The following is a 23,167-nucleotide window of genomic DNA, read 5'->3' on the forward strand; positions in this document are numbered from 1 at the left end:
TTTCTAGGACGAGTATTCAGTGACATGGCAACTTGATTTAAATAATGCTGATCTGCCTGATTTAAATCAATCCCTTTAGGTAAATATTGCCTAATTAAACCATTCATATTTTCGCATGTGCCTTTTTGCCAAGGTGAATGTGGGTCACAGAAATATACATCTATGCCTAAATCTTCTTCGAGTATTTTATGTTCTGACATCTCGCGTCCACGGTCATAGGTCAACGTTTTACGCAGTTCTGCAGGTAAATATTTCAGAGCTTCAGTTAAAGCCTTGCGCACTGATTCTGCCTTTGCATCAGGTAATGTTGCCAAGATACAGAGCCGTGTATTTCGTTCAATAAGTGTTGCTATCGAACTTTTATTGTCTTTACCTTTAATTAAATCAGCTTCCCAATGACCCGGTATTTTTCTTTCTTGAACTTCGGCTGGGCGCTCATGAATAGTTTTAATATCCTGTAATATAGAATCTTTTTTAGGTTCACCGTTAGCTTTTCGCTTTTTATTTTCATGACGCAGACAGGATAATAAGTCTTTTTTCAACTCACCCTTGGGTAATGCTCGTATCGTTGAATAAATCGTTGTATGGCTTACATTCATTGTTTGATCCAAATCAGGAAATGTCTTTAAACGCTTTGCTATTTGCTGAGGAGACCATAAACAACGGATCGCTTCAACAATAAATTTCCAGAGGATTGAATCGATTTTGAGTTTTCTGTGACCACGTCTACGTCTAGCGAAGGTGTTATCAGAAGCATATCGAGCTTGATAAACGTCATTGATGCTATTTCTTTTAAGCTCACGATAGATCGTACTAGGATGTCTTTTAATGAGTTCAGCAAATTTTCTGGCTGAAAAGCCTTCTTTTCTTGACTCAAGCATTAATGCAGTACGATCTTCAAAGTTAAGATGATGGTATGACAATTTTATATACTCCATAAACCCTTTAAATTAATTAGGTGGTTTATGTCGCACTTCAAGTTTTACTCTGCCTTGCAATATGTATAGCTACTCAATCAAAAAATGTAAATTTCTTAGGGATTGATATAGAACCTATCATTAGTAAATTAGATTTTTTCGCATTACACGATAAAATTTATACTTATCAAGAGTTAAAAATAATTAAAAACTCAGGGATTGATTATCTTTTAGCAGCAACATGTATATTTTCTGCAAAAGAAACTATATTCAAGGCATTCTTTTACTATTTACAGAATAAGATCGATTTTAATAATTTTAAATTATACAAGGCATACACTAGAGGCAATACAATCATAATGAAATTCCGCTTAGAAAAAGAGTATAGTACATTTAGAAGAGAAGTCCTTGTTAAAGCAAAAATTTATAAAAAACACGTTATAACTTGTCTAATTAACTAACAAATAGCGATTTTGATTAATTTAAGCTAAAAAGTGATTTATTGTAGATAAAATTAAATAACAATAAATATTAGAATTTTTTACCTTTTTTTGAGTCAAGATTCTCATGAATAAAATTGCTCTAGCTTTTCTTTTACCTTTAATTACATGCACACATTTATCGGCTGCAGAATTTCAACTCAAAAGTAGTGATATTACAGCTAATAAATTTATGAAAAAGGACCAAGAGTTTCAAGGTTTTGGTTGTGAAGGAGGCAATAAATCTCCTCAATTATCATGGAGTGGAGCACCAAGTGGTACTAAGGCCTACGCAATTATGGCTTATGATCCAGATGCTCCTTCAGGTAGTGGCTGGTGGCACTGGCAGGCAGTAAATATCCCTTTAGAAGTCACTTCTGTTTCTTCTGGTACAGGACATTTTAATAATAAAGATGTAATTGAAATTAAAAATGATTATGGCCAAACAGGTTTTGGTGGTGCTTGCCCACCTAAAGGTCATGGTATCCATCACTATCAATTTACTGTTTATGCACTTTCGGAAAAACTAGATTTACCACCTAATGCTTCAGCAGCATTAACAGGCTATATGGTAAAAGCTCACTCTTTGGCATCTAGCACTATCGTTGCTCTTTATCAAAAGTAAGAATAATAGTTTTATGGGGATTTTCTTCCCCATGAAACTATAAATTTTTTGTTTTTATAAAAATCTCTTTAAAAACGGAAACTACAATGTTTGATAAAGAAATACCGGTGCAACAAAAAGTTTTAGCTCTTCATGGAATGGGGAGTAATAAATTAGTTACGGAGCTTCAACTTCAAAATTTAGGAATTGTTAATGAAAATTATAGTATAACCTATATTAATGGTGTTATTTCTGTGGATACACCAGAAGTTAGTTTATCCGAATTAACAAATATTATTAATGAAGAATGGTATTCTTGGTTACCACCTAAAGCTCAATGGCATGAAGTTAATAGCGAAATTCTTTTAAAAAATATTTGTGAAGCTATTATAAAAGTTTTAGTAGTTATTGAAAAATATGGCCCATTTGATATAGGTTATGGTTTTAGTCAAGGCGGTTATATTATTGATTTAATCAACAATCTACCGAATGATCCCATTTTGCTCGAAGCAGTAAAAAGTCATTTAGGAAGAGAGTTGTCTTTTGATATTTCTACACAACTTCCTTTTAAAAATTTAATTTATGCATGTGTTGGTTCTACTCTCTCAATCTCAGAGCTTCGTAGATTAGCAGGTCTATCGAAAAGAAAAGATGATTTTAAAACACAAAGTATTATTTATTTAATCGGAAAACATGATGTTCAAAAAAGTTATTCTGAAAATTTTGTTCTAGAAAATAGCAGCATTATAAGTCAAGTAATATATTTAGATGGTGGACATGAAATTAATAGTAATGTACCGGATCATATTAAAAAAAGTATAAAAGAGTCGCTTGAAAATAAAGTACCAAAAAACAGTTCGAACAGTATGCTGAGACCATCTTGCACCTTTAGCTCTTTAGAAGTTTTCGATGAGTACCAAGCAACTCAAGTATATATTAGTACTAAAGATCAGCCACATACTATTGTAGATTTACTATCTAAAAGGACATCTACTGCGCCATTATTTAGGCATGCACGTAATAATGATCAAAGTTTATGTACTACATATGGTCAGATGCTAGCATTTCTTAGCCCAAAGGGTGAAGGTGATCTTCGAAGAATAGGGGTTAAAGACAACGAAATTATAGCTTATGTAGCCCCTCCAGGTGGTAGTGCTGAAAGTGCTGTTACTTTTCTTACAATAGCAGCTCAGGCATGTGCAGTCCCTCTTTCTGTAACGATGACAGAAAACGAGACACTAGAAGCCTTAAAACAACTCCAAGTAGATCACATTGTAATTTTTGAAAATGTAAATGCCAAAAGTGTGATTACTGCTTGTGAGAAATATTGTGCTGAACTTAGTAAACAACTCCACTATGTTCAAATACTAGGTAATGAGGCTCCTGGCCTATTTAGATTTAAAAACTCATTAAAAGATTTTGAATCTTTACCTCCTTTATTGTCATCTGCGGAAAATGACTGTTTATTATTACGAACTTCTGGAACTACCTCTACTCCAAAAATTGTTCCTCTAAAACAAAAGGATTTAGTTCTAAATAGCACGATCTTAGCGAATAGTATTGGAATTAATGAGTTTGATATTACTTATAGCGTGATGCCATTAGATCATATCGGAGGAATATCAGCTTCAATTCTAGCTAGTTTATCAGTTGGTGCTGCAATTACATGTGACGGTCTATACAATCCACAATTAATGGTTGAAGCTTTAAAAGAATCAAGCCCTCAACCTACATGGTATTCTAGCGTACCCACCATTCATGTTGCTACCTTACAATATCTTAAGCAAAATAATGAAAAGTATTTGAATGAAGATGGAATATGGACTGAACATAATTTAAGGCTAATACGTTCAGGCGCTGCAGCTCTTAGGGAAGAAGATCGAATTGCACTAATGCGCACTTATGACTGTCCTGTCCTACCTACATATAGCATGTCAGAATTAATGCCAATTTCGCAGCCTATCCAAACCGAAATGAGTTGGGATATTCAAGAAGGTTCTGTTGGTGTACCACTAATCGCTTCTTTAATAATTGTTAATTCAGAAACTCTACTCCCACAACCATACGGAGTTACTGGTGAAATTGCTATTTCAGGAGATACAGTTTTTTCAGGATACAAGGATAATTCAGAAGCTAATCAAAATTCTAGATTTTTAATGAAGTTACCAAATGCAATTAAAGAACAGGTTTGGTTTTTAACGGGAGATTTGGGACAAATAGATAATCTCGGTAACTTGACATTAAAGGGTCGTTCCAAAGAATTAATTAAACGAGGTGGAGAACAAATCTCTCCAAGTGAAATAGAAGATAAATTAATCGGTTACGCGGGTATTGATCTTGCAATCTGCTTCCCCGTTCCTTCTGAGATTTATGGAGAAGAAGTTGGCTGCGTAATTGTTTCTTCCGACCCCAAATTTGATAAGGAAAATTTAAAAACGTGGGCAGGTCAATTAAGAAAATTTTTAATTGAACAGGGAGTTGCTATTCATAAAATTCCTTCTATATGGACTACCGCAAACAAAACAGATTTGCCAATGACCAATAGCAAGAAATACAAACGCAACTCCATGGCACAAGCACTTCAGATTACTACAACCCAATCCCCAGCCAATTCCAGCTTAAATACAAATAAAGAAATATTAACTAAAAATATTTCACCGGATAAACCTAAGGTAGATTGGGACTCAATAGCAGGATTTAGATTCATTCTCGCATGTTATGTTATGTTCATGCATTTTGGGTCTAATAATTCATGGGATGCTTTTAATAATTTACGTCAATTCCAATGGCATGTTAACAGTTTCTTTATATTAGCTGGTTTTTCCTTAGCTATATTAATGCCTAGTTTAATCCAAAAGAAATTCGCGTTTGTGAAATCAAAAATTGCTGTAATGTATCCTTTATATGTATTGGCAATTATATTTGCAATGGCGAATCTCTTCGTTAGTTGTGAACCTTCAACTTTCATTTCTAATTTTTCTTGGGCATCTTTACATAGCACGGCTCCATATTGTCAAGGTACACCATTAATAGAAAGTTCATGGACTGGTAATGTAATTTCATCATTAATAATTTATTTAACTGGACTTCAAGCAACACCACTCTGGGGAGCAAGCTGGTTTATAGGATTCTATTTATGGTTTATCTCCATGTATTTCCAGTGCCTAGTTGTTTTTCCACTGGCCTATAATGCACTCTACAAGAATAGAGGTAATATAAATAAAATATTACTTTACATAGGTGTTGGACTAATTATCAATATGATTATCCTATGGGGTTTCTGGTATGGGTATGCTATTGATTTTGTGGGATATGGACCTTTTGACACTATTACGGGAATTAAGACAACGCCTTCCGCATCTCAAATACTAGAAGCTGGTAAAGATAATGCTGTTGGACTAGGGTTTTACTTGTTCGCGCCTTTCTGGATGATATATTTCTTATTAGGGATCGGAGCCGCTTTTTTATATGATGCAATTAGACCAACTGAACAAAAACGTTCTCAAATTTGGGGTTATATTGCAGATAGTATTACTATAATTATTCTTTGTGTTGCGGCTGCTCATGTTTCGCAGGGTTATTTTCATTTAACCCCTGAAATTACAAAAGTTCCTGTAGACTTTTATTTCATGAGACCTGAAGAGGCAAATAGTTATTCTGATCCAGGAATTACGAATCGAATTTGGGACGAAATTTATAGTCGTTCATTTGCACCTCTAACTCTCCTATGGATTTTTGCAATTAGTACAGGAAAAGGTTTAACAGCTAGAATTTTAAGAGCACGCCCTTTATCTCAATTTCTTGCTCCTACAGCTTATGCTTGTTTTCTATTTCATCAAATGGTGGGGCAATGGTACTATGCGATTACACGTCATGGACATTGGTGGAACTGGTGGGAACATCGTAAGAGTTTCTATTGGTTTAGCCCAGAACCGGTTCCTGTAGAATGGTATGAGTACTTCTATCTTGTAGGTTTAGTTGTTCTCTTTGCAAAGTTAGTTCAACCATTTGATAGCTTACTTCATAACATTTATTCGAAACTTTTGGGAATAGCCAGAAAACAAAAACTAAAGGAACAACCTGCCTTAGATATTGCTAATATCGTATTAAAAACGGCTACTAATATAGCTGGCTTGGAAGTTAGCAGAGATCTTGGTTTAAATGATAATGGCTTGGCCTCGCTTGGTACTGTTAGATTTATTAGTGCGCTTGAAACTGAGTTTTCTTCATTTAATTACAACTTGTCTCTTTCAGTTTCAGAAGTTATAGCAGCTCAAGATTTGAATGAAATTATTGAATTAATTCAAAGAAAGCTCAATGAAGAAGAGGAATCTGAATTGATAGAAATTGCTTATAAACAAAATACAATTTAGATTAATTTTCTGAAAAGTTATTTCTATGACAAAAAGGAGATCCTGAGTTTTCAGATCTCCTTTTATTAAGAATAAGTATTACATAATCTTATTACCAACCCCACATTCAGGCCTCCCTCTTTTTAAACCTACTGAGACAACGCGAATAACTTCTGAACATACTCGATCACATTATCTTCTATATCTTGTTGAGTCGGAACATCGTCATCTTCAGAAGGGTTGGTGTCTAAACCATAAAATGCATGAAGTGGTTGATAGTCCGCCCCAACATATAAAGCCGTTAGCTTAAATGGAGTCAAAATCTGCTCTAAAGAAAGCTTGTATTCACCAGACTCTGAATAAACTTTTTCTTGCACACCCGCAGATAAAGCCAACATAAACTTTTTATTTTTAAGCTTATCGCCTGTTGAACCATACCCCCAACCATACGTCACAACTTCATCAATCCATTGTTTCAATAGCGGTGGACAGTTAAACCAATACACTGGAAATTGAAATACTAAATTTTCATGTTCTTCGACTAGTGCTTGTTCTTTGGCAACATTAATCACCCCGTCTGGGTAGGCTTGATAAATTTGATGAACTGTAAATTGGTCTGGGTGTTTTTCTAGTTCTTCTACCCATCTTTTATTTACAACAGATTGGTCTATGTGAGGATGGGTAACAATGACTAATGTCTTTTTCATTATGAAAACACTCTTATCGGAAAGTTGATAAATCGATTATAGAAGTGTGCTTTCCTAAATATAAGTACGGTAATTTATGTTATATACTATACTAAAAGATAGTGTAGATTTTAAAAATGACTGAGTGCATTCCTTCATATACACCATTAGAAGATACGGGTTTTGGCTATACTCTTTCTTTGATTAATGGCAAATATAAAATGATTATTATGTATTGGCTGTATGAAAAAAATGTCATGCGTTTTAATGAGATGCAACGTTGTATTGGCAATATTTCGTTTAGAACACTCAGCAATACGCTTAAAGAATTGGAAAGAGATGGACTGATTACTCGCAAGGAATATCCTCAAATTCCGCCAAAGGTTGAGTATCGACTTTCAGAAAAAGGGCAATCTTTAATTCCTTTGTTAGATATGATGTGCCAATGGGGCGAGCAAAATAAGCCGTCTTAGTTTTATAGACTTGAAGTGATACTAAATATGAGAAATGAATTAAGAGAAACTTTTATTAAGGGATGCGACGATAAAATTGAAAAGAAGGGAGACAATGTCGGTCTATCTTTTTATGCTTTTTTTAAAAATAAGAATGATAACCCTGAGTTACTGATGGAAGCAGCGCATTGGTGGATTATGGAGCATAAGCTAGATCACTTTGAGAAAGCTGTGAAGATTAAACAATTGGTTTTGTGTGGAAGCTAAAAATAGTATTATTTAAAAGGCTTAAATTTAAGTAGTTTAAGCCTTTTTATTATTTTAAAAAGATTTACTTAACATATGGCCAAACATCAGGATCTATATATTCTTCATCTATATGATAACCCTCAGCCTTAGCTTTTCTTTCTTCCTTTTCCCGATATTTTTTATTTTCAATTAGTCTCTTTTTAAATGCTTGCTCGAATTCACTAGGTGTCATTTTATCAGAGTCAGGAATTGAGTCTCTTTCATTGTAACGAACACTCTGAAAGCTAAATCTAAGCATATATTGTTCTTCATTCCGCTCATTTTTAGCTGTTCTTTTTAAACTTATATCTAAAATAACCCCATTAGCGTACAACCTATAACCCAATGATTTTGTCGGGCTGTTGTTTATTATATTTTTCCACTCCTCAAAGCTAAAAATATAACTCGGGTCAATGACATCACGACTTTTCGATAGATGCTTAATATTATCTTCTTTAGCGATACGCGGAGCATCTGTGAAGAAATAGTTTTTCCAACCAGCCTGATTAATACGTTTCATTAAAGCTACATAGCTTTGATAAACCTGCTCTGGGGTAGCAAATTCTTCTTTTGTGAGGCCAGCATCAATATCTAAAACTTGGATCCCTTCATTTTTATCATATTGAGTTCCTAATACAGAGAAAACATGCTCAATCGATAAAGTGTTAGAACCATTCTCTATAGTTAATTTTCCTAAGTTAGGAGGAGAAAATTGAAGTTCTCTAAAGCTAACGCCAGCTGGATGATTATCGACATTTCCATCACTATATTTTGAAAAATCTTGAATACCTTGTTCACCCATATGCAAAGTGTAGGCTTGCTGATTCAGACTCAAATTCTCATTATGCTTTGCAGTTGGCTGACAAGCGGAAAGTAGTAATCCAAAAATAAAAATTAAGAAATATTGTCTAAATTTTACCGTCATTACTAAATTCTCTACTTTGCTATTTCCCGACTCTGCGATAATTTTTAATCTTGGACAATAAAGCTATATGTCTTGTCAATTTCAGCACCACCACCTGCATAGAAATCAGCTCTTATATGGATTCTATATTCTCCTTTGTGCTTAGGAGTGCCTTTGATTTGTATAACATTGTAGCCATCTAAATCATTAACAGGTTTAACTGTCACACCTAGGTCTTCTGGAATATTTGTTTCTAATTCAGCATATTTATCAATAACTTTTCCACCAGAGATCTTAATAATTTGTTGGTATTCTTGATTAATATGAGCGACAGGCAAATCCTCTGGAGTAATCTTATATTTTTTACCGCAACCTGTAATTATGAGAATAATGGAGAAAATAAATATTAATTTATGCTTCATTAGAACCTTTACTTATCGGGGAATAAGACTAAAAATATTTTGCATCTATTCTAAAATATATTAGAAATTTCATATTTCTAATGCTAAATCTTTCGAATATTTGAACAGCTGTTCCAAAGTGACCGTTTCCCCTCCACACACGATAACTAAAATATTATCAGTTGGAGAAAAGGATAATTTTTTATTGTATAAGGCTGATAAAGTCGCACCACAAGCTGGCTCAACTAATGTTCTATGATCATCTAAAAAATTAAAACAAGCTGCTAGAGCTTCTTTATCTGAAACAGTCAAACTAATAACCTGTTCAACCTGCGAAACTTTAAAAGCATTTTCGCATACTTGTTTAGCAGCGAGTGTTGTAGCAATTCCAGTTACTTCATTTAACTTCGCATGCTGACCAGTCTTGATAGAAGTATTTAGAGAAGCTGTTCCCTCTGTTTCTACAGCATAGATAGGAATATTAAGTAAATTTTTTATTAAACCTTGGCTAACTCCTGAGAGTAAACTTCCACCACCAACAGATAAAATGACAGCATCTGGTCTTACCCCATCTGAAATTACTTCATCAATAATATGAGCAACTCCATCCCATAAATATTGATCATCAAAAGGATGAATGTATATAGCTCCTGAATTTACATAAGTTAGAGCAAGATCATTGGCTTCAACCCAAGATTTCCCATGAACAATAACCTCTGCATTTTCTTGTTGCATGAGGTTTATGGCCTGCGATGAAGTTGTTTCAGGAACAACAACAGTTACAGGAATACTTAATTTATTTCCCATGTAAGCAGCTGAAATCCCAGCATTCCCCCCAGAAGAACTAATAAATTTTTTTGCACCTCTTTTTGCATATTGCTGACAAGCATTACCAATACTTCTTTGCTTAAAAGAACCTGTTGGCTGTGAAGATTCCATTTTTAGCCATATATTACAATTATTTAGTTCACTTAATTTATTTGATTTAATACAAGGAGTTTTTGGGTTCATATTTAATAAATTTTATTGAAAAATAGGGATTAATATCCTTTGTGTTTTATCATTTATTCCACTCTTAAGCAAAAACGAGTTTCGCAATCTTTAATATAAAAAATTTCTTTTAGCTACTAAAAGCCCAACTCCCGTCGGGCCTTCCCTCCATCAAACCCGCCTTAAAAAATACTCAAGCAATGTATCTCTGTCCTTTGCTTGATCTGAACCTAAAAGTCCAAAAATCGCGCCATCAATCATAAATACAAAAATATCAGACTCTTCATATGTGGCTCTTTTTTTAGATTCCCTCAGTACCCAAAAAATTTCATTTTTAAGCCAGCGCCTATATCTGAGTGCAGTTTGATAGGCATTTGGATAAAGCTTTTTAATTTCAAAAATCGCTTTAAACAACAGGTAATAGGCACCTTTTAGGTCAGCATGTAAAAGGTAAATTTGCCTGAGCTGATGAACCAAATCTGGATATTGGCGAGCTTCGCTTACTGCCCGTACTTTTTCTTTTAACTGCTCTTTTTGAACCAATAAACACATTTCAATCAGTCTTTCTTTGGAGTGAAAATAGTTATAAAAAGTGGCTTTAGTCATTTTGGCCTCGCTAACAATTCGGTCCACCCCGACCTTGTTAAAGCCATGTTGTTTAAATAACTCTGCTGCTGTGTATAGCGCTCGCGTCGCTCGAAATGAAACTTCTAAATTTTTCATGTATACCGTTTAAAATAATTTCTTGTTGTAAATAAAAGAGATAAAAATGCCGTCACTCTTAAATTGAGCGCTAAAAACAGGCATGCGAAAGCCGCACAAAAATGGTGTGCTCGCCTATCTCGGGTTTTATTGTTGCTATGATTTTTTAGTCGTAATGACCTATGGCTTAAAACCTAGAGTCGGTTAAACCGTTTTAAAGACCAGTTGGGTATAGAGTCAAAGATTTTGGCAAAGGTTGCCAATGAGAGAGATGAAATAGTACGCATAATGGCGAACTCCTTGTGTATTAAAGAAGAACTACCACGATTACTGCTAAATAATGGTGGCAGAACGAAGGGGGTTAGCAGACTGGTACACAAGGACCCAGCACGCGCAAGCGCGTCCCCCTCCGTCCTACCATAGAAAAAAGGGGGACGTAAGGATCCAGTACTGAAAAGCAAGCTTTTAGTACTCTTGTGTAAAAGGGTCTGCTAAAACCCACTGGCAATGTGACCAGCAGGCAAAGGATAATCCGCGAGTTTTTGAGTGTCAATGTAAGGTTGAATAGAAATTGGTTAAATAATTATTGTTGTTTATTCAATTAGATATTTAAGCTAAAAAGACCTTCAATTTAAATTTAACGATGTCATGATAATAAAAATATAGGATAGTGAATTATGATTGAGTTCATGATTTAAATAGGTAATTAATAATGATAATAAAGGGACCTCCCACCAGTTCAGAAGAATACCAACTTATCTTTCAATGGCTTGATGAACGGTCCAATTATTCTATTGGGGCGATGGCCTTTCTTGCTCAAACACAAGCTACCAATGCAGAGTGGCAACTCTTGCAGTTGTATAACTCAAAAAACGCCGAGCAACTGCTAGGAGTCGCGGTCATCGTTGCTGGTGGCACCTGTTTCTGGGTTCCGTCAGAGGCATCATCTGGTTCATTGCTCTGTACCTCAATTTTACAGCTTCAACCGCGTCGGATTGTAACGACCGCAATCGGGCGAGACTTATTACATGTCGAGATAAAACAAAAAGGACGCATTTTACGAGAATATGATCAATGGATCATGGTTTGCTCAGGCCAATTTTCTGAAGCTCAAGGCCGCTTGGCTGAACTTTCGGATATTGCCCGTCTTGATGAATATCAACATCTATACAATAAAGAGCGATCCGTAAATGAAACACCTGACTGGGTATCTCTAATTCAACAACAAAAAATTATTGTGCTTGAAGCAGATCAACAAATCGTTTCTATTGTGCGTTTAGGCATAGAAACCGATCGGCTCATTTCTATTGGTGGCACATACACCTTCCCTGCTTATCGTCGAAAAGGTTTTGCCGAACGCATCTTAAAATTTGCAGTTAATCGGATTGTTGCAACTGGTCGGATTGCCCACTTAATTGTTGACGTTGATAACATCCCAGCGGTTAGTCTTTATCGGCAAATGGGCTTCGAATGTGTAGAGTCTTCTTACATTGCTTACCCAGAGTATTTATAAAAAATCATTCATTTTCAAAACTGCTTAAATGTACTGATTGAACACTCTATAAATAAAAGCTACAGTAAATAAAGTTTGAATTTTATAACTTTAAATAAATTGATAACGCACGCAGGCAAAAACATGGAAACCATACATGATTTTTATCGCCGCTTTTCTTTAACCAGAGATAGCGATTACTCGGTTCCATCCACTTCGTTTGGTCATTTTAACGTGTTCCAACGCGATGCCTGCTCGTTCCTCACACCTTATAGCCGCCGCGATTATTATAAAATTTCACTGGTTTTAGGCACAGGTGAACTTCACTACGCCAACCGCTGGATACGAGTCGACCGCCCTGCTTTACTGTTTTCAAACCCGATGGTTCCTTATGCATGGGAAATTAATTCGCCTGAACAGGCAGGCTGGTTTTGTCTATTTACCGAAGAGTTTGTAAACCAAGAATCAAGACAAAGTTTTTTAAAAGACTCACCGCTGTTTAAAGTCGACGGCGACCCGCTGTATTTTTTAAATGATCAACAAGTTGAAGAAATTTCATTTATTTTCAAAAAGATGATGACTGAAATAAATTCAGACTATATTCATAAATACAACGTTTTAAGAAATTATTTGCACCTAATTGTGCATGAAGCCATGAAAATGCAACCGACCCAACAGTTTGAAAAACATAGCAATGCTGCGGTTCGGATTTGCCATTTATTCTTTGAATTATTAGAGCGCCAGTTCCCCATCGACTCGCCCCATTTTCAGCTTAAACTCAAAACTGCAAATGACTATGCCTATGGTTTGTCAGTGCATGTAAACCATTTAAACCGAGCTGTAAAAGAAGCCACAGGCAAAACCACCTCTGAACATATTAGCTCGCGCATTACGCAAGAAGCCAAAGCGCTGCTACAGCACACCAGTTGGAATATTTCCGAAATTGCGTATAGCTTAGGCTTTGAATATTCAGCATATTTCACCAATTTCTTTAAGAAAAATACGGGCTTTTCACCTAAAAAGTTCCGTGAAGACTGCGTAGCCTAAAAACAGATTGTTTGAATTTTATAATTATTGGTTTGAATGTTATACGTCAGTTTGAGCCAAAGCATTTTATAGTTTTTCTACTCAAGTGATTTTGCAAAAAGAGTGTGAAAAATGAAATATAGAACTTTAGGACAAACAGGCGAAAAAGTATCAGCACTTGGTTTAGGTTGCATGGGAATGAGCTTTGCCTATGGTGCCTCAGATGACACACAAAGCATTGCCACTCTAGAAAAGGCCTTAGACCTCGGTATTAACTTTTGGGACACTGCCGACATGTACGGCAACGGCGCAAATGAAGTTTTACTCTCAAAAGTTTTAGAAAAACATCGCGACAAAGTATTTTTGGCGACCAAATTTGGCTTCCGCTATAAAGAAGACAACCTTAACCCGAAAAACTCTTTAGAGTCTTATATCGACGGTTCTCCTGAGTGGATTAAAGTTGCGGTCGAAAACAGTTTAAGACGCTTAAATACAGACGTGATTGATTTGTATTATGCGCACCGCATAGACCCAAATGTTCCGGTTGAAGATACCATTGGCGCAATGGCGGACTTGGTCAAACAAGGTAAAGTTCGTTACCTAGGACTTAGTGAAGCGTCGGCTGAAACCATTCGAAAAGCACATCCGATTCACCCGATTGCAGCAGTTCAACATGAATATTCGCTACTTACCCGTGAGTTTGAGCAAACCCATTTGCAAACGATTCGTGAGTTAGGCATTAGCCTTGTGCCGTATTCTCCGCTGTCACGTGGTTTAATAACCAATACGCTTGATGTGGGCAACCTAGACGAAAATGATTTCCGTCGCCAGTTACCACGCTATCAAGGCGACAACTGGAAAAATAACCAAAGCTTAGCGCAAGCATTTAGTGAATTTGCCCAAAGCAAAAATGCGACAGCAGCTCAACTGGCTTTGGCTTGGATTTTGGCGCAAGGTGACGACATTATGCCAATTCCGGGTACACGTAAAATCGAGCGACTTGTGGAAAATGCTGGCGCTGTAGACCTTCATTTAACAGCAGCAGATTTGGCAGAAATTGAAGCGATTATTGCGAGATATCCAAACATGGGCGCACGCTATAACGCTCAGCAACTTGCTGCGGTGAACCACTAAAATATAAACCATAAAAAAAGTCCGACTCTGTGTCGGACTTTTTAATTTAATTTTTGCTATATGTGCCCTGCTGGCGTCCACCTTCCCAGATCGCATCTAAGGATTTATCTGAAATCGTTAGGCTTTCAGGGAAAATACTTAAATCCTTTTTAAATTTAGCCTCTGGTTTTAAGCCAATACAGTCCCCGTTTTTCCACCATGTGCCTTCAGCATATTGATCTAAAGCACCAACAGCGAGCATCCATTGAAACTTGCCGTTTGGTTGAAGTAAAAGTTCCGAACCAACTTCCATCACGCCATTTAAATAATAGTGCCCACTCCAAGCCTCGTCAGCTTTTTGGAATTTCACTTCTTTGCATGTGCTAGTTGGCTCTGCATAAATGTGAGCAGAAAAAATAACCGTTGAAAGAAGTAGTAGAGGCACAAATATATTTTTCATTATTTAGTTCCTAAAAAATTAATCTTATGATTTTTCGCTACTCATATTTTTTAATTTATTGCAGTATGGGCTATACAGCTATCCTATATATGAATAAAGCAAACCAGCTATACCAATACATAAAAGAATGATAAAGGCTATATTCTGTGTCTCAGACTTGTTTTTACGTTTTTTACCGTATAGCCCAACAATTACTGCAATTATAATTATTAAGATACTAGCGAGCATTACAAAGCCCATCATAATGCCATGGCCGATATTTGCCGAACTTAACATGCAAGTTTCCTTTTTTTAAATCTGAGAAAAGTACAGTAGGGAATTTACTATTTTCCAGACTCAACTTTTAAATAAGTTCCGTCTGCATATACGTTATGCCCAAAGCCACAACCTGACTCACCTTCGTTTTGTTTGACCTGAATATAATTTCCTAATTTCGCGTTAGATTTAAAATCGAGCTGAATACGGCAGTCTTCATTTTTATAAACCGTTTGCTTTTTACTAGTCGGCATTTTGGTGTCGAACTCACCCATGTTTGGGCCATAAACTAAGCTTCTAAGTCCCATATATAAACCGGCATAGCTGATTGCATATTGGCCCTGCTTACGACTTACCGTGATGTGATCCCACTCACCAAAACCTGAGTATCTGACATATTCACCTGATAGGTCATTTGATGCTTTAGGTGCAGGTAATTGCTTAAGATTAAACTGACTCGACTTTGATTTTTCATCGAGCATAAACCACGATCTTGCCCAAAGTGGCTGACCCAATTTGGCATAGGCTAAGCCCACATTATTGTTGGCAACTTCAATATCACGGTCGGTAAATTTAACTGTGGTTTCGTCTGCATTGGCTTTACAAAATGCAGTCCAAGAGGCTTGATTCTGGAAATTTTCGAGCGCTTTTTTATATTGTTTTTGGTCGTAGAATTTCTTACCTAAACTCGCGTATTGCTTCACTTTATTACAGCTTTGTTGTAGCTCTTGTTCATAAGAAAACTCTGCATGCGTGACCGCCAAAGCTGAAAGTGTAAGAACCGCGCAGCCTGTAATAATTGATTTAATCATTTTTAAAATTCTTTAATAATTAACTAATTATATAATATGAGCTAGCGCTCTAAATCACAATTATTTGAGACAAAAGTCTATAGAATGCCTTTAGTCTTGAGTAAGAATTTATTAAATCAATTCAAAATAAATCATTGAAAATATTAAGCGTTAATTGGTTATTTTTGTTGAATATTCATCCAAAAAATATTGTAGACTGCATCCGTAAAACTTAGGAAGAATTATAAGAGTGAATAATCTAATTATTGGAAGCCTATTTGCGCTTTGTGCAGCTGCACTCAATGCCTCTATTGGTGTAATTAGTAAATTACTCATGCATAGTGGTTTAAACCCACAAGACATTGCCTTTTTAAAAACCATTATCGCCTTTTTCTTTTTAAGTGTGTTTTTATTTAAAGTGCCAGTCAGCCAAAAGCTTGCCTTTATTAGCAGCACACCAAGTAAACTCAGCGTTTTTACTCAAATTGCCATATGTGCTTTTTTAGGGATTTTCTCTTTATTCTTTTTCGAAACCATTGCCTATAACCACGGTGCAGCAGCCAATGTGGTGGTGGTCCTCATGGCTTCGGCTGCCATCTCCGCCCTATTTTTTGGTCGATTCATTTTAAAAGAAAGCATCTACATTCATTCACTTATTGGAACATTATTGGCTGTCGCGGGGATTAGTATCATTTCATGGAAAGGTGAAAATAGCCTTTTAATGCTGATCAATGCTTCTATTGCCGGTACGGGTTATGGCCTATTTTCGGTTTTAGTGAAAAAGTTCAAATTAAACGGCGGGCTGTTTCTGACTAAATATTTATTGCTGTTTGGTAGCATTTATCTTGCCGTTCCGTTTTTAATTAATTTTCACAGCATTAATTTTAATAGTGACATTGTTTTAGGTTTGATTGGTTTAGCTGTTCTGCCGACCATACTCGGCTTTTTCTGTACCACTAAAGCATTGTCTTATATGAGTGCGGCAAAGGTACAAGTGACCGAACTTTCTGAACCGATTTTTGCAGCGCTTATGGCTTGGGTTTTCATTCACGAACAGCCAACTTTATCATTTTTATATGGTGCGATTTTTATTATTTCCGGTATCTTTTTAATGAACAGAACGCCAAAATCAAACTAGTCGATTTCATCTATTTCGTTGGCGTGGTGACAAGCCACTTGCACCACACTGGCAAAATTAATTGCCATTTGCGAAGGGGCATGTCGCTTATAAGCAAGCCCTAAACCCACCGTAGGTACAGGTGCTTTTAAAGACCGATAAGCCACACCCTGTATTTGCAATTGTTTGGTCGACTCGGGAACCAAAGACACTCCTAAATTTGCAGACACTAACGATAAAATTGAAACAATTTGCGGGGCATTTTGTCCAATTTTTGGTTCAAAACCACGCTCATGACAGGCTTGTTTAATCGCATCAAAAAGCCCTGCACTAATGGAAGGTGGCGAGACAATAAAATCAAGCTCTCGTAGCGCCGTTAAATCAATTTCTGGTGATGCATCATCGAGTTGAAAAGACTCTGAAGGTAAAGCCGCAATGAGTGGTTCTGCTAATAATTCTTGAAGAATGAGACTATCTGGAATGTTGCGTGGTGAGCGAATAATCGCGACATCTAAGCGGTCTTCAAGCAATAAATCGATGAGTAGTAAGGTGTTGGCTTCTTCAAGTTTTAAATTCACTTTCGGGTATTGCTGCTGAAAATAGCGAACACATTTAGGAATGAGAGGGTTCAGCATTGAAGTGCCAGTAAAACCTAATCGTAGTTGACCCACTTCGCCATTTGCCACTTGTTTAACTAAGCTCGCTGCATCTTCTACACGCTGCTGTACTGGCTGAATTGCATTTAAAAAGGCAAGCCCCGCTTCGGTCAGCTCTACCCCATGAGGTGATCGAATAAATAAATCTGCACCTAGCTCTTCTTCTAAGTCTCGTATTTGCATGCTTAAAGGCGGCTGGCTCATGTTTAAGCGTTGCGCAGCTTTGGTAAAGTTTTTTTCTTCTGCTACCGCTAAAAAGTAGCGTATATGTCTTAGTTCCATCTCTATATACAAAACATATCATGACCCATTGTTAAATATATTAGAAAAATACCACTCAAATTGCTAATTTTAATTTATCGAATTTTCTCGATGCAGTATGCCCCCAAAGCACTGCACTTTCTTTCTGTCATGGTCATGATATGAGTTCTTCATCTACACCCAGTACCTTAAGTACTGAGGCAACTTCTGTTCTTTCCCGTGAGTGGATTCATAAAGGGACTAAAGCCTATAAACACGCAGGATTTGCTTTATTCCTCGTAGGTTTTGCCAGTTTCTCACTGATTTATTGTGTACAGCCACTCCTGCCCGCATTTAGCCAAAGTTTCCAAATTAGCCCTGCGAGTAGCTCTTTAGCACTGTCATTAACGACTGCCTTTTTAGCGATTTCAATTGTGCTATCGAGTGCTTTTTCACAAGCCCTTGGCCGTCGTGGTGTAATTTTTACATCAATGCTGTGTGCAGCAATTCTTAATATTGTCTCAATGTTTACCCATAACTGGCACAGCTTGCTTATAGCACGCGCTTTAGAAGGTTTACTGCTCGGTGGTGTTCCCGCAGTGACGATGGCTTGGATTGCCGAAGAAATTGCACCTGAGCACCTAGGTAAAACTATGGGTTTATATATTGCAGGTACGGCTTTTGGTGGCATGATGGGCCGTGTCGGCATGGGTATTTTGGTTGAATATTTTTCGTGGCGAACTGCTTTAGGCTTACTTGGAGCAATCTGTTTTATTTGCTCAATTGCCTTTTTAAAACTACTGCCTGCTTCGCGTAATTTTGTGCAGAAAAAAGGGCTAAATTTAGATTTTCACATGCAAATGTGGCGTGCTCATTTAAGCAATACAAAATTATTACGCCTGTTTGCCATTGGGTTCTTGCTGACTAGTGTTTTTGTCACCTTGTTTAATTATGCCACTTTCCGTTTAAGCGGAGCACCTTATTCACTCAGTCAGACACAAATTAGCCTTATTTTCTTGTCGTATAGCTTTGGTATGGTGTCTTCATCGTTGGCAGGTAGCTTAGCCGATCGCTTCGGCAAGAAAACCATGATGATGAGTGGCTTTGCGCTTATGATCGTGGGTAGTCTCATGACCCTCCTCACTTCTCTTTTCGGCATTATTATTGGCATCGCATTTATTACCACAGGCTTCTTTATTACCCACTCACTTACGAGTAGTTCTGTTGGAGCTGAAAGTAAACAAGCGAAAGCTCATGCTAGTTCGCTGTACTTACTGTTTTACTATATGGGTTCAAGTATTGTCGGCTCGGCAGGCGGTTGGTTCTGGCTGCACGGTGGCTGGAATGCGATTGTTGGCTTAACCGTTGTACTGTCGTTACTTGGGATATTTTTAGTCATTTATACAAAACACGCGAAAGCGAATTAATGTGTTGAAACCCTAACTTTTTCAGGCTAAACCATATGAGAAATTAAAAATGATATGAAAAAATTTAAATGCTCATTTTTTGGCTTGTAATTTTTTTAAGAAACTGTAAAATTCACTCCACGTTGCCGGCATAGCTCAGTTGGTAGAGCAACTGACTTGTAATCAGTAGGTCCACAGTTCGAATCCGTGTGCCGGCACCATCATCAAACCTCATGAATATTTGATTTATGGGGTTTTTTGTTGTCTGTAGATTTTACAATCTACCTTGTGACTCTATTGTCTTAGGTGGCAAAGAAATTCGTTAATAAGAAATGAAAAAAGCCCAACATCCTGTTGGGCTTTTTTCGTATTTCGTTACTAGGTACACTTCCTGTAATACCTCACGTCCTGATGCTTAAACTTATTATTGTTGTTTTACGTTTCGGAACTTCCTGTTCCTGATGAGTTCATCATAGGCAATTCATCACGTCATAAAAAGACGCCAATTTCCCGAATGTATGTACGAAAAAGCGTACATGGTTCTTTTAAATTTAAAACTTGATTTACTATCATTGAAATAAAAATATGAATTTATAAACAAGTTCTGTTCGTCAATTAAATAAGAAGACGATATAATGAGATTATTACTTTATTTCTAAAATAAATTTAAAATAACAAGGAACGAGATGTTTACTTTGCCATCAAATATTTTTCAGCCCTTAGCGCTCATACTCGCCTGCCTTATTTTCATTGTAAGTAAAATGCCGCAGCTAAAATATAGAAAAACTATATTATTTCTAGCTATTGGTAGCCTTACTTTAGTGATTATTTTAGGGATATTTGGCTTTTTTAATTAAGCTTTATTTCTTGCTCTTCTCTATCATTTTTTCAAAATGTCTAAGATTTGGGTTGAGCGTATCCCATGCATAGGCTTGGCTCACAAACACCTCTGCTCTAGGCTGATAGAGACTCGGGTCATCCAAAGTACCTGCACGTATTGAAATCATTTCAGGTGCAATTTCAGGTAAGCCAAAAAGCTGAGAACCACACGTCGGGCAGAATGCTCTTTTAATAGCTCGACCAGAAGATCCCAAAGTCTCAAAATATTTCAGCTCACCACTTACTTTCAATTCAGACTGGTGAAAAAAAGCGATTGGTGCATATGCTGAACCTGTTGCCTTTTGGCAATCTCGGCAATGGCAATTAAAGCTATAACGTGGCTCTGCTTCACTTTGGTAGCTCACAGCTCCACATAAACACGATCCTTGATATTTGGCTGACATAGCTCATCCTATTTTTTTATTGCTGTGATTTGAATATAACGTACATATCCATTTTGGTAGAGTTGTTGGCATAACTTTGCAGTCATTTGAATTTTAAAATTTGCCAATCCTCGGCTTTGCTTTTGTCCTTGTTGATTTTGAATATATTGCGAAAAACCGAGTAACACTTGCTTAGATAAATCTTCAATTTGAATATCGACAAAACCTTGTTGTTCCAAGGTAGATCTGAGCATTTTTTCATTTGGCACAGTATCCCAAGCGACATTTGCTGCTTTGAGTAAATAACGATGCTTTTGTTCTTGTAGAGCGGTCATGTTTTGACATGAATCGGCACGCATTAGGTAGTGAAAACCTAATCGTCCTTTTGAATTTAAAACTGGAGCGATGGAATCTAGAAATGAATTTAAATTGCTGTGATAAGCGGCATCGATACAGAGCACTACATCGAAGCAATGTTTAAATTCAAATTGTTTTAAATTTAAAAATGAACCACAGAAAATCTGGCTTATTTCGGGAATAAGCTTTTGAATTTTATGGACACATTGGGCTTGTAAGTCAACTGCACTGAGGCTTTTAGGCTGATAATGCTGTAACCAGTGCAACAAACTTGCACCCTGTCCACAGCCTAAATCTAAGAGATGATCTTTTGAATTTAAATTGACAGCCTGTGCCAACTGGTCAGCCAATTGGGAACAAGCTTCACGGTAGTTTTGAGTATTTTTCCAAAAACCCAAATTTGTCCAAGCAAGCTCCCCATCATCCCCTAAGCTTGATGCATCAATTGCATATTTATGGGGAATGAGTCGAGAGAGAGCTGCTCGAACTTTTGTTTTCACAATTTTAGTAGCCGAGTTCTGGGGCAACTTCCACCTTAGGTTTTAAGCCTATAAATGGTAAAGGTGCACCTAAAATTTCAGCAATATGCATGGCAGAAGTCACTGCTGACTCTAAAATTGGCAAGCCATCGCACGACCATGAACCACAGTAAAATACTTTACGGTTTGGGTCTAAATGACGTTGTTGCAATTCTTTGTTTAAAGCAACCGTTTGCGAGTCTACAACCGCACGCGTTAAAGTCACTTTTGAAATAACTTTTTTAGGGTCAATATCAACCACTGGACGCCAAGTTTGGAATACAGGATTTTTACCCACGAGTGTTGGCTCAACCGCATTCATCCAAACTGTAAATTGCTGACGCGTAAACTTACGGTCCATCATATAGCTCAACACTGACCAGTCTTTACGGCGTGGCGGCATGACGGTCGCATCGGTATGAATCACAAGATCGCCTTGTTCAAAGCGGAATTGCTTAAGCAAGTTCATATCTTCTGCAAACTGTTCAGGATTTAAAAACTCATCGATTTTAGACGTTGGCGTTGCAACAATCACTCGATCAAATAAGTTTTGTTCACCTTGGCTGTTTTCAACCAGTACTTTTTCGCCTTGTTGCTCAACTTTCTTAATTGCCGATCCGCTATGGATATCGATGCCTTTAATCAAGCTATCTACAAATGCTGGTGTGCCACCTTTCATGCGCAACAACATGTCGCCATCAGTTAAGTGACGTAAAAACTCAAGTAAGTTTTTTGCAGGCCAATCGCCAATTGTTTTCGGATTACATGTACAGATTGTGTAGAGCACTGGCATAACCACACCATGCCAGAATACTTCCTCAATATCGTTCTGATTAATAAATTCAGCGAGGGTAATATCTTGATTTTTAGATTTGAAAAACTGGTGAATCGCAGTTTTTAATTGCAACATCCCTTTCACAAGACGCCAGCCATATTGCTGGATGCCTTTACGGTTATTGATAATCGGGAAATTACCAATACGGCTACGAGAAGTCGTTAACCATGTTTCCGTACGATCTTCGAATAACCAGCTACATGACATATATGTACGAACTGGAAAGGTTTTAATACCTAAATGAGCAGCAAGGCTGAGTGTATTTTTCCATAAGTGAGGATTCATCACACGTAGCGGTGCATCAATAATTCCACCATCGAACTCAATGCTATGGCTATCCATTCCCCGGCCAGGAAGTGCTTCAAATATCGTGATCGTATGCCCTGCATCTTTCAGAATTCTTGCTGCCGCAAGACCTGCCATTCCACTGCCAATAATTGCGATATTCAAAATGATGTCCCATTTTTCGAGAATTTTTTTGATTATCACTCATACCCCAAAAAAACACCGTATTAAAAACTACCAGATTTTTATTTTTTGCATCAATTTATATAGAAAATATTTAGCTACTAATCAGATCAAGTTTTTATATTTTTTTACAAAATCAGAGAAGCCGATAAAACCTTATATTTTTTGAAAATTTAAAAAAAATCTTTTAAATAAAATAAGATAATTTAACTATTTTTATATCATTTGTTTTACAAGAATCTTTTTTTAATATATTATTAAGTCATAATAATGAGAAGCAAATCACATAAAACAATGCCGCAACAACAATGAAAACCATCATAAAAACAGAATCTTTACAGCGAAAAAGCCCGCTATTCACACTTGATAGCGGGCTTTTTATTACTTTGTTTTTAG

At 36.7% G+C, this 23,167-nt stretch carries 23 protein-coding genes and 1 tRNA gene; 11 read left to right on the forward strand and 13 right to left on the reverse strand.

Annotation, left to right across the window (positions count from 1 at the left end; genetic code table 11):
* Positions 1-938 (reverse strand): IS30-like element ISAba125 family transposase (locus MKL51_RS11550; protein ID WP_079396101.1); only part of this gene is annotated, 938 nt, incomplete at its 3' end.
* Between the two features lie 20 nt (positions 939-958).
* Between MKL51_RS11550 and MKL51_RS11555 the strand changes: the two genes are divergently transcribed.
* The 3 genes from MKL51_RS11555 (at position 959) to MKL51_RS11565 (ending at position 6,373) form a co-directional block, all read left to right on the forward strand.
* Positions 959-1,378 carry a 4'-phosphopantetheinyl transferase superfamily protein gene (locus tag MKL51_RS11555; protein ID WP_270904320.1) on the forward strand — a complete coding sequence of 140 codons (420 nt, stop codon included), beginning with the start codon at positions 959-961 and terminating at the stop codon, positions 1,376-1,378.
* A 106-nt stretch (positions 1,379-1,484) separates the two neighbouring features.
* A complete protein-coding gene (locus MKL51_RS11560; protein WP_017481767.1) occupies positions 1,485-2,021 on the forward strand; it encodes a YbhB/YbcL family Raf kinase inhibitor-like protein in 537 nt (178 codons plus the stop codon).
* Positions 2,022-2,107: 86 nt separating this feature from the next.
* Positions 2,108-6,373, forward strand: coding sequence for an AMP-binding protein (locus MKL51_RS11565; protein WP_032042268.1), 4,266 nt, complete (start codon positions 2,108-2,110; stop codon positions 6,371-6,373).
* A 128-nt stretch (positions 6,374-6,501) separates the two neighbouring features.
* Here the strand turns inward: MKL51_RS11565 and MKL51_RS11570 are convergent, their stop codons facing one another.
* Positions 6,502-7,059 carry an NAD(P)H-dependent oxidoreductase gene (locus tag MKL51_RS11570; protein ID WP_017481770.1) on the reverse strand — a complete coding sequence of 186 codons (558 nt, stop codon included), beginning with the start codon at positions 7,057-7,059 and terminating at the stop codon, positions 6,502-6,504.
* A gap of 116 nt (positions 7,060-7,175) precedes the next feature.
* Between MKL51_RS11570 and MKL51_RS11575 the strand changes: the two genes are divergently transcribed.
* Positions 7,176-7,511 carry a winged helix-turn-helix transcriptional regulator gene (locus tag MKL51_RS11575; RefSeq protein ID WP_005300806.1) on the forward strand — a complete coding sequence of 112 codons (336 nt, stop codon included), beginning with the start codon at positions 7,176-7,178 and terminating at the stop codon, positions 7,509-7,511.
* Between the two features lie 27 nt (positions 7,512-7,538).
* The gene (locus MKL51_RS11580) at positions 7,539-7,757 is read left to right on the forward strand and encodes a DUF6500 family protein (RefSeq protein WP_017481771.1); all 219 of its coding nucleotides are present in this window, start codon (positions 7,539-7,541) and stop codon (positions 7,755-7,757) included.
* Between the two features lie 64 nt (positions 7,758-7,821).
* Here MKL51_RS11580 and MKL51_RS11585 read toward each other — a convergent pair whose 3' ends face one another.
* The 4 genes from MKL51_RS11585 to MKL51_RS11600 form a co-directional block, all read right to left on the reverse strand.
* Positions 7,822-8,703 (reverse strand): hypothetical protein, encoded by an 882-nt coding sequence (locus MKL51_RS11585; protein WP_017481772.1) that lies wholly within the window; start codon positions 8,701-8,703, stop codon positions 7,822-7,824.
* 44 nt (positions 8,704-8,747) lie between these two features.
* Positions 8,748-9,104 (reverse strand): hypothetical protein, encoded by a 357-nt coding sequence (locus tag MKL51_RS11590; RefSeq protein WP_057089790.1) that lies wholly within the window; start codon positions 9,102-9,104, stop codon positions 8,748-8,750.
* Positions 9,105-9,173: 69 nt separating this feature from the next.
* Positions 9,174-10,094 (reverse strand): pyridoxal-phosphate dependent enzyme, encoded by a 921-nt coding sequence (locus MKL51_RS11595; RefSeq protein ID WP_270904321.1) that lies wholly within the window; start codon positions 10,092-10,094, stop codon positions 9,174-9,176.
* Positions 10,095-10,244: 150 nt separating this feature from the next.
* On the reverse strand, positions 10,245-10,796 hold the full coding sequence (locus MKL51_RS11600; RefSeq protein WP_057089789.1) for a TetR/AcrR family transcriptional regulator: 552 nt from the start codon (positions 10,794-10,796) through the stop codon (positions 10,245-10,247).
* 691 nt (positions 10,797-11,487) lie between these two features.
* Here MKL51_RS11600 and MKL51_RS11605 point away from each other — a divergent pair.
* From MKL51_RS11605 to MKL51_RS11615, 3 genes are all read left to right on the forward strand, one after another.
* Positions 11,488-12,288, forward strand: a complete 801-nt coding sequence (locus tag MKL51_RS11605; RefSeq protein ID WP_017481776.1) for a GNAT family N-acetyltransferase — start codon at positions 11,488-11,490, stop codon at positions 12,286-12,288.
* A gap of 123 nt (positions 12,289-12,411) precedes the next feature.
* Positions 12,412-13,314 carry a helix-turn-helix domain-containing protein gene (locus MKL51_RS11610; RefSeq protein WP_002052189.1) on the forward strand — a complete coding sequence of 301 codons (903 nt, stop codon included), beginning with the start codon at positions 12,412-12,414 and terminating at the stop codon, positions 13,312-13,314.
* Positions 13,315-13,425: 111 nt separating this feature from the next.
* Entirely contained in the window at positions 13,426-14,427 is a 1,002-nt protein-coding gene (locus MKL51_RS11615; RefSeq protein WP_017481777.1) for an aldo/keto reductase, read from the forward strand.
* Positions 14,428-14,473: 46 nt separating this feature from the next.
* Here the strand turns inward: MKL51_RS11615 and MKL51_RS11620 are convergent, their stop codons facing one another.
* From MKL51_RS11620 to MKL51_RS11630, 3 genes are all read right to left on the reverse strand, one after another.
* The gene (locus tag MKL51_RS11620) at positions 14,474-14,866 is read right to left on the reverse strand and encodes a hypothetical protein (RefSeq protein WP_017481778.1); all 393 of its coding nucleotides are present in this window, start codon (positions 14,864-14,866) and stop codon (positions 14,474-14,476) included.
* A 78-nt stretch (positions 14,867-14,944) separates the two neighbouring features.
* The gene (locus tag MKL51_RS11625) at positions 14,945-15,142 is read right to left on the reverse strand and encodes a hypothetical protein (protein ID WP_017481779.1); all 198 of its coding nucleotides are present in this window, start codon (positions 15,140-15,142) and stop codon (positions 14,945-14,947) included.
* 47 nt (positions 15,143-15,189) lie between these two features.
* Entirely contained in the window at positions 15,190-15,933 is a 744-nt protein-coding gene (locus MKL51_RS11630; RefSeq protein ID WP_017481780.1) for a hypothetical protein, read from the reverse strand.
* Between the two features lie 229 nt (positions 15,934-16,162).
* Here MKL51_RS11630 and MKL51_RS11635 point away from each other — a divergent pair, with 229 nt between their 5' ends.
* Positions 16,163-17,050, forward strand: a complete 888-nt coding sequence (locus tag MKL51_RS11635) for a DMT family transporter (protein ID WP_017481781.1) — start codon at positions 16,163-16,165, stop codon at positions 17,048-17,050.
* Here the strand turns inward: MKL51_RS11635 and sxtR are convergent.
* Positions 17,047-17,967: a multidrug efflux pump transcriptional activator SxtR gene (gene sxtR / locus MKL51_RS11640; protein ID WP_017481782.1), complete on the reverse strand. Its 921-nt coding sequence runs from the start codon at positions 17,965-17,967 to the stop codon at positions 17,047-17,049. The two genes, MKL51_RS11635 and sxtR, sit on opposite strands and share 4 nt — an antisense overlap.
* 140 nt (positions 17,968-18,107) lie before the next feature.
* Here sxtR and sxtP point away from each other — a divergent pair, with 140 nt between their 5' ends.
* Both sxtP and MKL51_RS11650 read left to right on the forward strand, forming a co-directional pair.
* Positions 18,108-19,352, forward strand: a complete 1,245-nt coding sequence (sxtP, locus tag MKL51_RS11645) for a multidrug efflux MFS transporter SxtP (protein WP_017481783.1) — start codon at positions 18,108-18,110, stop codon at positions 19,350-19,352.
* Positions 19,353-19,476: 124 nt separating this feature from the next.
* Positions 19,477-19,552 (forward strand) — tRNA-Thr (locus MKL51_RS11650).
* A 639-nt stretch (positions 19,553-20,191) separates the two neighbouring features.
* Here MKL51_RS11650 and MKL51_RS11655 read toward each other — a convergent pair.
* From MKL51_RS11655 to MKL51_RS11665, 3 genes are read right to left on the reverse strand one after another with little or no spacing between them, the layout of a single operon-like run.
* The gene (locus tag MKL51_RS11655; RefSeq protein ID WP_017387537.1) at positions 20,192-20,614 is read right to left on the reverse strand and encodes a GFA family protein; all 423 of its coding nucleotides are present in this window, start codon (positions 20,612-20,614) and stop codon (positions 20,192-20,194) included.
* Between the two features lie 8 nt (positions 20,615-20,622).
* Entirely contained in the window at positions 20,623-21,450 is an 828-nt protein-coding gene (locus MKL51_RS11660; protein WP_270904322.1) for an SAM-dependent methyltransferase, read from the reverse strand.
* 4 nt (positions 21,451-21,454) lie between these two features.
* The gene (locus tag MKL51_RS11665) at positions 21,455-22,753 is read right to left on the reverse strand and encodes an FAD-dependent oxidoreductase (RefSeq protein ID WP_050557583.1); all 1,299 of its coding nucleotides are present in this window, start codon (positions 22,751-22,753) and stop codon (positions 21,455-21,457) included.
* Positions 22,754-23,167: the final 414 nt, after the last annotated feature.

This window comes from Acinetobacter sp. AOR18_HL (assembly GCF_027855145.1).
GTDB classification, from domain to species: domain Bacteria; phylum Pseudomonadota; class Gammaproteobacteria; order Pseudomonadales; family Moraxellaceae; genus Acinetobacter; species Acinetobacter pittii.